Annotated in this window: 6 protein-coding genes; 3 read left to right on the top strand and 3 right to left on the bottom strand. The window is 54.8% G+C overall.

Annotated features, from left to right (window positions below; translation table 11 throughout):
* Window positions 1-141: 141 nt before the first annotated feature.
* Window positions 142-399, bottom strand: coding sequence for a hypothetical protein (locus WEB64_RS17760; protein ID WP_368058428.1), 258 nt, complete (start codon window positions 397-399; stop codon window positions 142-144).
* Between the two features lie 318 nt (window positions 400-717).
* Between WEB64_RS17760 and WEB64_RS17755 the strand changes: the two genes are divergently transcribed.
* Both WEB64_RS17755 and WEB64_RS17750 read left to right on the top strand, forming a co-directional pair.
* Window positions 718-1,866 (top strand): DUF4172 domain-containing protein, encoded by a 1,149-nt coding sequence (locus WEB64_RS17755; RefSeq protein ID WP_368058430.1) that lies wholly within the window; start codon window positions 718-720, stop codon window positions 1,864-1,866.
* A gap of 310 nt (window positions 1,867-2,176) precedes the next feature.
* A complete protein-coding gene (locus WEB64_RS17750) occupies window positions 2,177-2,320 on the top strand; it encodes a hypothetical protein (RefSeq protein ID WP_368058432.1) in 144 nt (47 codons plus the stop codon).
* Between the two features lie 842 nt (window positions 2,321-3,162).
* On the opposite strand, the gene WEB64_RS17745 is transcribed toward WEB64_RS17750, so the two are convergent.
* Both WEB64_RS17745 and WEB64_RS17740 read right to left on the bottom strand, forming a co-directional pair.
* The gene (locus tag WEB64_RS17745; protein WP_368058434.1) at window positions 3,163-4,683 is read right to left on the bottom strand and encodes an aldehyde dehydrogenase family protein; all 1,521 of its coding nucleotides are present in this window, start codon (window positions 4,681-4,683) and stop codon (window positions 3,163-3,165) included.
* Window positions 4,684-4,806: 123 nt separating this feature from the next.
* Complete coding sequence (locus WEB64_RS17740) at window positions 4,807-6,609, bottom strand: flavin-containing monooxygenase (RefSeq protein WP_368058435.1); 1,803 nt, start codon at window positions 6,607-6,609, stop codon at window positions 4,807-4,809.
* 358 nt (window positions 6,610-6,967) lie between these two features.
* Here WEB64_RS17740 and WEB64_RS17735 point away from each other — a divergent pair, with 358 nt between their 5' ends.
* Window positions 6,968-8,938 carry a sigma-54-dependent Fis family transcriptional regulator gene (locus WEB64_RS17735; RefSeq protein WP_368058437.1) on the top strand — a complete coding sequence of 657 codons (1,971 nt, stop codon included), beginning with the start codon at window positions 6,968-6,970 and terminating at the stop codon, window positions 8,936-8,938.
* Window positions 8,939-9,555 lie beyond the last annotated feature (617 nt).

Below are 9,555 nucleotides of genomic sequence, written 5' to 3'. Positions count from 1 at the left end.
CGCTTTGCGACCTCAGCGTTCTTTGTTTCCGAATAGCGGATTGGGTAGGTCCCTATCTGAAAAGGTCCGCCTTTTGGTCATGGCATTGAACCCGTAGTCCGAAAGCGTACGGCGGCCGGCTGACACTGATAAATTGGCTGGCTATGATCGTATTGTTGCCGCCTGAAACCCGATCGCCTTCGCAGCCGCAAAGGCGGCATCAAGGCTATTGAAGATCCGAACCTGCTCTCGCCCGGCCTTGCGGCGATTCAGGGCCAGCGCCATATGCGATCCGTTACGTCTCCGGCATTCCAGCATCCAGCGGGCCTCGGGGCCAGGTTCTAAAGGCGCGGTGACGATTTCTGCTGAGAGCAGATCCCCAGCCTCGAAAAATAGGCGCAACTGGTCAAGTCGCATCATGATGTTTTGTCCTTTCAAATTTCCAATTTGAGAGGACAAGAGTAGCGCAAATAGCGGGTTTTGTTCATGCATTTCGGCTTGGTGCATCCTGCCTTTTTACAAAACATCCGTTATTCGCAGTTCCCGCTTTGTTGGCGCTCGATGGCGATTTTAGTTGCACTGGTAAAGCCGGAACGGGCCAGGCCAGGCTGGGTGATTCGTTTATTGATTAAATCGAATCATTAAGTGATCGGTTTTGTCCAATAAACGAATCACTATTTGATTCGATTAGCTGTTAGGATGGATCAGAATTGGTTCGAAAATGCCGGAGAGCTTGAAATGGTGTCGACACAAAGACCGCGCTGGATCTGGGAATACCCCGAATGGCCAGAACTGGGTTGGAGCGGTAGCGATATCGGTATGATCCTGCGCCGGGTCACCCTGCTTGAGGGTGAGCTGATTGGTGCCGCGGGCGGGCTTGCCGGTGGTGAGCGGGCCCAGGAACTCGACGGCATGCTATCAAACATCCTCAGTTCTGCTGCCATCGAGGGGGAGCGACTGGACGCCAACTCGGTTCGATCGTCCCTGGCAAAGCGCCTCAACCTTGCCTCTGACGGCTCTCCCATGTCTCCGGATGAAGAGGGGATTGTCCAGGTCCTGATGGATGCCACGTCCCGCAAAGACAATCAGATCACCAAATCCCGGCTTCTGGAATGGCACACCTGGTTGTTTCCGGCTGACTCACCTTCTGCAGATGGCATTATTGTGGGGGATTGGCGGGGCGATGATCCCATGAGGGTGGTCTCGGGCCCGATCAATAAACGTCGGGTGCATTATGAGGCGCCACCCCGGGACCGGGTTGACCAGGAAATGGATTCGTTTATCGCATGGGTGAATTCCTCAACTGTCCGCGAACAAGTGCCGCCAGAGATCATGTCTGCCCTGGCTCACCTATGGTTTGTAACCATCCATCCCTTTGATGACGGAAACGGCCGGATCGCTCGGGCCATCGGCGACTTCGTGCTCGCTCGAGCCGATGGCTCAGTGGCGCGATGGTTTGCGTTGCCAACGGCAATTTACGCCGATAGGCGTGGGTACTATTCAATGTTGGAGAACACCCAGAAGAATAGTCCGGTCGATGTGACTCCATGGGTACGGTGGTACCTAAGTACCATGGAACTGGCGATCACCCGAACGGTAACCCGAATCAGGGCCACAGTAGACAAAACCCGACTCTGGAAGAAGTTGGAGACTATGCCGGTCAATGATCGTCAGAGGAAAGTGCTCAACAAGATGCTGGATTCAGAGGTCCCGGGTACGTTCAAGCTGACCCGCCAGCGCTACCAGTCCATGACGAAATCGCCGTCCGCTACGGCAACCCGAGATATCAGGAGTCTGGTCGATATGGGGGTGATCGAGACCATGGGCGGGTCCACGGGCAGAGGGGTTGGTTATCAGCTCACATCTGACTGGCAGAAGGGCCAGTGATCCGGGTCTCTTACCCGGGCGCCCGGCACGCGCCAACGAGAGCAACGCGCCCGGACTCAATCTCCCTAAATTCTCTCAACGGTTTGCTTCATCGCCCTAATATCAGCATTTGCCTCTGGCTCAAGACATCTATGATGTCGGATTTTTCAGTTTTGAACGGCCCGACATTTCGGGGTACGGCTATAACAGAGAGGCAAGTCCAGTTTGCCACGCAAGCTGAATGGGATACCTTCGGTTCACTGACTTTTAAACACATAATGAGGCCATTAGTAATACGGCCCTCCGCGCTCTGCTAGGCCAGGATCAAGATATGAGCTTAACTTCGGAGTGGTTTGATGATTCATTGAACAGAATAAAAAAGTGGGATGAAGAAGGTCTTTCTCTAAAAGCGGCTGAAAAGGCTCTTTGGGGCTCTCCTTTCCATATCGAAACTACGGCATTTGTGCAATATTAACGCCTTCTTCTCGACAAGAAAGTGCGTTCAAAGGATTAGGTGGTGCTACGGCGCGAGGCTTGGCTTAAAAGTGTAACAAAAGCCGACGTGATACGAGTGCTGTTGTGCGTAAAGTGCGAGTGTAGTGTGTCGACCAATCGCAAGCGTCCGGCCATTACACCTGGCTTTGGCCGCATACAAGGGCCAAGACATGGTGGTTCTGAAGCTTATCGAACATGGTGGAGACTGTAACCTTAGCGGGAAGGTTATCGCACAACGCCCTATCTCCCATAGCCTCAAGCGAAGGCCATTCCGTTTACTTTGATCGCCTTTCATGAATGTTCGCTTTGCGACCTCAGCGTGCTTTGTCCGAATAGCGAATTGTGCAGGCCCCCTATCTGAAAAGGTCTGCTTTGTGGTCATTTTTCCTAGGGGGGAGCTAAGTTGTAATGATGGCAGTATCGCGCCAGCCGTTACCCACTATCGTTGAATACAGCCTATCAGTTGACGCTGCTTCAGAATGGAGAGTTCGGTACTTAGGGAGCCTCTGATTAACTCCTGGATCGCCTCTGGCTTTCAGAGCGATTCACAATCAAGGCGCGACTTTGCAGTCATGTCTAGACCTTGCAAGAAGTCGCAACGCGGAGTGTGAATCGCTCTGAAAGCCCCAAAGGGCGCGCAGAGACGATTCAGGAGTTAATCAGAGGCTCCCTAGCGTTTCTAGCGGTATTCACGGCCTTGTTCGCAACGGTTGCTTAGATCCGCCAGGCTGCCGATAACTCTCGATCGTAACAGCCGACGTCCTTACTCAAAACGCCACCCGGGGACCTCTTGGACGAGCCCCGGTTACCCGCTCTGATAACTCAGAAAAACCCCAGCGGATTGATGTCGTAGCTCACCAGCAGGTTTTTGGTCTGCTGATAGTGATCCAGCGCCATTTTGTGGTTTTCCCGGCCAATACCGGACTTCTTGTAACCACCAAACGCAGCGTGGGCCGGATACTGGTGAAAACAGTTGGTCCACACGCGGCCCGCCTGAATGCCACGGCCAACGCGGAAGGCGCGGTTGATGTCGCGAGTCCACAGACCGGCGCCCAGGCCGAACTCGGTGTCGTTGGCGATGGCCAGGGCTTCCTCCTCATCCTTGAAGGTGGTCACACCGACCACCGGACCGAAGATTTCTTCCTGGAACACCCGCATGTTGTTCTTACCCTTGAACAGGGTGGGCTGAACGTAGAAGCCGTTGTTGTACTCGCCTTCCATTTCCTGGCGTCCGCCACCAATCAGCACTTCCGCGCCTTCCTGCTTGCCGATTTCCAGGTAGGACATGATCTTGTCGAATTGCTCCTTGCTGGCCTGGGCACCTACCTGCACGTCGGTATCCAGCGGGTTGCCGCGTTTGATGGCCTTGGTGCGCTCAATCACCATGGCCATGAACTCGTCGTACATGTCTTCCTGCACCAGCGCGCGGGACGGGCAGGTACAGACTTCGCCCTGATTGAAGAACGCCAGCACCAGACCTTCCACGCACTTGTCGACGAATTCCGGCTCGGCTTTCATTACGTCGGAGAAGTAGATATTGGGGGATTTGCCACCCAGTTCCACGGTGGACGGAATAATGTTCTCCGCCGCGCATTTCAGGATATGAGAACCCACTGGAGTGGACCCGGTGAATGCTATTTTGGCGATGCGCTTGCTGGATGCCAGGGCCTGACCCGCCTCTACGCCATAACCGTTCACAATATTCAGCACGCCCGGTGGCAGCAGATCGCCAATCAGTTCCATCAGCACCAGAATGCTGGCCGGAGTCTGCTCGGCAGGTTTCATCACCGTGCAGTTACCGGCCGCAAGGCAAGGCGCCAGCTTCCAGGTCGCCATCAGCAACGGAAAGTTCCAGGGAATAATCTGGCCGACGACACCCAGCGGCTCGTGGTAGTGGTAGGCCACGGTGTTGCTGTCGATGGCGCTGGAGGTGTCTTCCTGGGCGCGTATACAGCCCGCAAAATAGCGGAAGTGGTCAATGGCCAGCGGGATATCGGCATTGATGGTTTCCCGCACCGCTTTGCCATTATCCCAGCAGTCGGCGACCGCCAGCATTTCCAGGTTTTGCTCCATGCGGTCCGCGATCTGCAGCAAGATATTGGAGCGTTCGGTGGTGGACATCTTGCCCCAGGCAGGCGCGGCCTTGTGGGCGGCATCCAGGGCGAGATCAATATCCTCCGCCTGGGACCGGGGGATTTCACAGATCACCTCACCGGTGATCGGGGTGATGTTATCAAAGTACTGGCCTTTGACCGGGGCGACCCATTCGCCGCCGATGTAGTTCTCGTATCGGGATTTGAAGGAGACAACTGAGCCTTCGGTGCCGGGGTTTGCATAGATCATGGTGTTGGCCTCTTGTTGTGATTGTTGCTTGGCAACGCGGCTTTCGCGTTTACCCATACAATGTAGATAGAAAACCCGGATACTTAAATACTGCGCGTATCCAAGTATGGCCTGTGTGATTAATCAAGACAGGTGATGAACTTCTTCCATGCCGTAAATGGGCGTCTCGATGCCTTCCATGCGGGCTTTCAGCTGCAGGGCGAGATAGCGGGAGTAGTGCCGGGATTGGTGGAGATTGCCACCGTGGAACCAGAGGCCCGGTTGCTGGGTTGGCTTCCACATGTTGCGCAGCTCGCCTTCCCAGGGGCCAGGGTCTTTGGTGGTGCCGGAGCCCATACCCCAACACTTTCCGACTTTGTCCGCCACTTCCTGAGAGATGATTTTCGCCGCCCAGCCATTCATCGAGCCATAACCTGTCGCGTAGACGATGAGATCAGCGGGCAATTCGGTGCCGTCCGAAAGCGTGACTGACTCCGGGTTGACTCTTTCGATGGTCACACCGCTCTTCAGCTTGATCTCGCCGTCGGCTACCAGCTCCGAGGCGCCCACATCGATGTAGTAGCCGGAGCCGCGCCTCAAATACTTCATGAAGAGCCCGGAGCCATCCTCACCGAAGTCCAGCATGAAGCCGGCTTTTTTTAGGCGCTCGTAAAAGTCGGCATCGCGTTCGGCGACCTGCTCGTATACGGGAATATGGAAGTCCGGCATGATACGGAAGGGGATGGAGGCAAAGGTCATGTCAGCCATGTTGGTAGTGATGCCGCTTTGTACAGCTTCCTCCGAGTAAAGCCCGCCCAGCACCAGCTCCATCAGGGTGTCCGACTTGATAATGTGCGTTGAAGACCGCTGAACCATGGTGACGTCAGCATCGTTCTCCCAGAGCGCGCCACAGATATCGTGCGACGAATTGTTGGCCCCCAGCACCACGACTTTTTTGCCTTTATAAGCTTCTCCGCCAGGGTGCTGACTGGAGTGCTGCTGTTCGCCCTTGAAAGTTTCCATGCCGGGGATGTCCGGCATATTGGGCACACCCGACATTCCAGTGGCAAGCACGAGTTGTTTAGGTCTCAGGGTCAGTTTTTCGCCGTCCCGATTGACTTCCACCGTCCATTCACCGGTCTGCTCATTGTAGCTTGCGCTTGTGCACTCGGTTGAGCCCCAGTAATTAAGTTCCATCACTTTGGTGTACATTTCCAGCCAGTCACCGAGTTTATCCTTGGGTGAAAATATGGGCCAGTTGTCAGGGAAAGGGATATAGGGCAGATGGTCATACCAGACCGGGTCGTGGAGGCAAAGCGATTTATAACGGTTGCGCCAGGAATCACCCGGCTTGGGGTTCTTCTCCAGAATAATAGTAGGCACATTCAATTGGCGTAGGCGCGCCCCAAGACCTATGCCGCCCTGGCCGCCGCCGACGATGACGCAGTAGGGCTGTTCTGTGTATCCGAGGGATTCGATTTCTTCGCGGCGCTCATCGGCCCAACTCGCCCGGCTTTTGTCCGCACCGTGTCTGGCGCCTTTCGAACGCAGAGAGCTCCTCGGTTCCGGGTGGTCCCTGAGTTCGGTCATTGCGGTCAACAGGGTCCAGCACTTGTCGTTCCTTAGCCGGATTTGGCCCTCGCACTGGGCTACATTGGTCTTGAAAGTCAGCCAGCCTTCGGTGACGCCATCAGCTTCGGTGGCTTCACCGTCTACCTTCCAATCATGGGGCTGGGCGCCGGCTGCCGTGGCGCCCAGCATGTCGCGGATACTCTGCCGCCCTTCGACGGTTTTTATATTCCAGGTCAGTGCGACAAGATCGCGCCAAAAGCCGTTTTCGTCGAATAGCTCTGCGGCATTCTGTGGTTGATCCGATTGCAGGATAGACTTCAGTTCGGCCAGCCAGTTTTGGATCTTCTGGGTAGGGGTTAACGCTTGATTCGTCATGATTTTTCCCTTGTCAATTTTGGTCTTGTTTGTAAGGGCCTGACCACGCCTTGGTATTTCCGGCATGTATTCAAGCGTTCGCATGGACCGTGCCAACCCCGGGCTGCCTAATCATTTTTTGTTCAGATATTTGTTTTTATTGATAATTATAAATTGATAAGCTAAAGGTTAAAGATCTGGCTCCTGAAAGGTAAGGAGGATTTTCGTTACACCTGTAACGGCCGAAGGCCTATGGGTCATACAGGTGTAAATGTGCAAAAATTGTACGAATGGACCATATCGCCAACTCTCAAGAGGTTTATACTCTGAGTCGAGTCTCCACGCGGAGACAGTCAATTTATAGATAGAGGCCTCTGCTATGAGCCTTCAATCTGCACAACGTCAGCATATCGAGGCGATACTTCAGTATGTGGAATCGGATTCGACCTTGGCGTTTCCCGGCCAAGCGCTGATTGGCCGGTCCTGGAAACGCTGTCTCAATGATTACGGGCTGGACCCGAGCCAGCCCCGGGAAGCACGCATCGTCACCCATCAGATCCTGCGAGAACATCAGGACTCGGTGGACGAATTTTTGAATGTGGCCCGGGCCGGCGTGGAGCAACTTCATTCCCAGATAACGGGCATGGGTTATGTTTTGCTCCTGACGGACCACAGAGGCATAACCGTCCAATTTCTCGGCGACAAGCGCCACGACCGCCGTTTGCGACAGGCCGGGCTTTATCTGGGCGCGGACTGGAACGAGCAATACGCAGGTACCTGCGCCGTGGGCACCTGTATCGCAGAAAAACTGCCCTTGACCTGTCATCGCGTGGATCATTTTGACGCCACCCATATCTCCCTGACTTGCACGGCGACGCCAATTACCGACCCCCAGGGCAATTTACTGGGCGTTCTCGACATCTCAGCGCTGGACTCTCCGAATGCCCGTCATAGTCAGAATTTCGCCATGCATCTCACCCAGCTCTATGCGCGGATGATCGAGGACGCCTACTTCCGTCGAATATTCAGCGACAGCCTGATTTTTCGCTGTGATCCATCGCGGGAGTTCGTGCAAATTAATGCCCAATGCCTGTTCGCGATTGATACTGGAGGTGTTGTCATTGCGGCCAATACCAACGCAAGGAGACTGTTGGATCAGGCAAAAGCTGGAGCATATGATTGGAAGGGGTCTCTTCTGTCGGATGTCTTTGACTGTGAAATGCCCGATATCTGGACGATTCCCTATGACAATAAAGACCAGGTGAGAGCCTTTCAGGTGCGCAGTAGTGGAGAGACATTGTTTGCGTCACTTATCGAACCCCGGCATATCCCGGTTGCTCTTCCCGATCCGGAGCATGAAAGGGAAAAAGCCGTGCCAGCTCTGGACGGCTTGGCGGATGATGACCCGGTGATGCGCCGTACCCTGTCGCTTGCAAAAAGATTTCGCAACCGGGATGTGGGTTTGCTGATACTGGGTGAAACCGGCACCGGTAAAGAAGTTCTGGCGAAAGCGATTCATGATTCAAGTCGTCGCGCGGACAAGTCCTTCATCGCGGTTAACTGCGCCGCCATCCCCGAGTCACTGATTGAGAGCGAGCTGTTCGGTTATGCCGCTGGCGCGTTTACCGGAGCCCGGCCAAAAGGCATGTCCGGTTTGATACAGCAGGCTCATGGTGGCACGCTCTTCCTGGATGAAATTGGCGACATGCCGCTGCAACTTCAAACAAGACTTTTACGGGTACTGGCAGAAGGGGAGATTTTCCCTTTGGGCGCTGACAAGCCGCTTAAGGTGGATTGCCGCATTATTGCCGCCACCCATCAGGATATTGCCAGTCTGGTGGACGCGGGCAAGTTCAGAGCGGATCTGTATTACCGGCTGAACGGGGCTATCCTGCGGCTGCCACCCCTGCGCCAGCGGGCCGACAAACAGTTCGTGATCCGTTCAGTACTGCGGCGTTTGATAGAGACCCGAATGTTGCCGGAAATAGGCATCAGGGCCGATGCCATGAGCGCAATGCTGGCCTGCCCCTGGCCAGGGAATATTCGACAGCTCACCAATGCCCTGACATTTGCCGAGGCTACCTCCGATGGCATTGAGATAACCACTAACGACCTTCCGGAAGAGTGCCTTGACGGCGGGCCTGCGCCTGCAGCCGGCCTCCGGTGTGATGAGCCAGAGACAGCGCCATCCTGCACAGCCGGAGCTAATACCAGTGACGCGCTATTGGCGGCGGCTCTGCAAAGAAAACAGTGGAATGTGTCGGCGGTGGCCCGGGAGTTGGGCATCTCCCGCCCAACCGTTTATCGTCGGATGCGGCAGGAGGGACTTGTTTCTCCAAACAGACGTTAGCCTAATGGGAACGGACGCGTCAGGCCATGTCATCAACTTACTTGATCACTCACATTAGTCAGGCAGGTCGTTGAATTGGCGTTTGTCGCACACCGGTATCTTGACTTGCCCCTCCCTCTGGATAAAACGGTTTCAGCCTAGTCATGTTCATCATGGCGACATACGTCGAAAGTTCTGGCCGAGCCGTACATTGGAAAGCGGACCTTTTTGTAAGCGCCGAGATGGGCTATTTAAGGTAGCTTGGACAATGCTCCAAAGAGCACATTGCTCGATTTAACGCTTTTGTAGTTGTAATGCTTGAAGCTGGGCACCAGCATAATTCAATTTCATTCTCGCATTACGTATGTGCTGAAGACGCTCATGAGCAGACGCTCCTTGCCCAAGTGTCATTTTGAAAGCAAGTGCTAGTGTCCCGTCTGGTTAATTCGTTGACCTACTGCGTGACGCTGGGGTTTCTGGCCAAGGCGCCTGTCCGAAGGTATGGTGGTTCCATATCAAGGGCAGGCAACACCGGCCAGAAACCCCAGCGTCGCGCCCTTCGGGAGCCGCTGAGGGCATTGAAAGCCGCGTTGCAACGTCTCGATTTGGAACCACCAAACCTTCGCCACTGCGCCTAG

Origin of the sequence: Marinobacter sp. (genome assembly GCF_040882185.1) — a bacterium.
Taxonomy (GTDB): Bacteria; Pseudomonadota; Gammaproteobacteria; order Pseudomonadales; family Oleiphilaceae; genus Marinobacter.
Note: the sequence above shows the minus strand (reverse complement) of the source record. Positions and strands in the feature narration are given on the sequence as shown.

Bases quoted from the DNA above. Each gene is read 5' to 3' on its own strand.
- WEB64_RS17745 (WP_368058434.1), bottom strand. From the start codon at position 4,683: ATGATCTATGCAAACCCCGGCACCGAAGGCTCAGTTGTCTCCTTCAAA.
- WEB64_RS17735 (WP_368058437.1), top strand. From the start codon at position 6,968: ATGAGCCTTCAATCTGCACAACGTCAGCATATCGAGGCGATACTTCAG.
- WEB64_RS17740 (WP_368058435.1), bottom strand. From the start codon at position 6,609: ATGACGAATCAAGCGTTAACCCCTACCCAGAAGATCCAAAACTGGCTG.
- WEB64_RS17755 (WP_368058430.1), top strand. From the start codon at position 718: ATGGTGTCGACACAAAGACCGCGCTGGATCTGGGAATACCCCGAATGG.
- WEB64_RS17760 (WP_368058428.1), bottom strand. From the start codon at position 399: ATGATGCGACTTGACCAGTTGCGCCTATTTTTCGAGGCTGGGGATCTG.
- WEB64_RS17750 (WP_368058432.1), top strand. From the start codon at position 2,177: ATGAGCTTAACTTCGGAGTGGTTTGATGATTCATTGAACAGAATAAAA.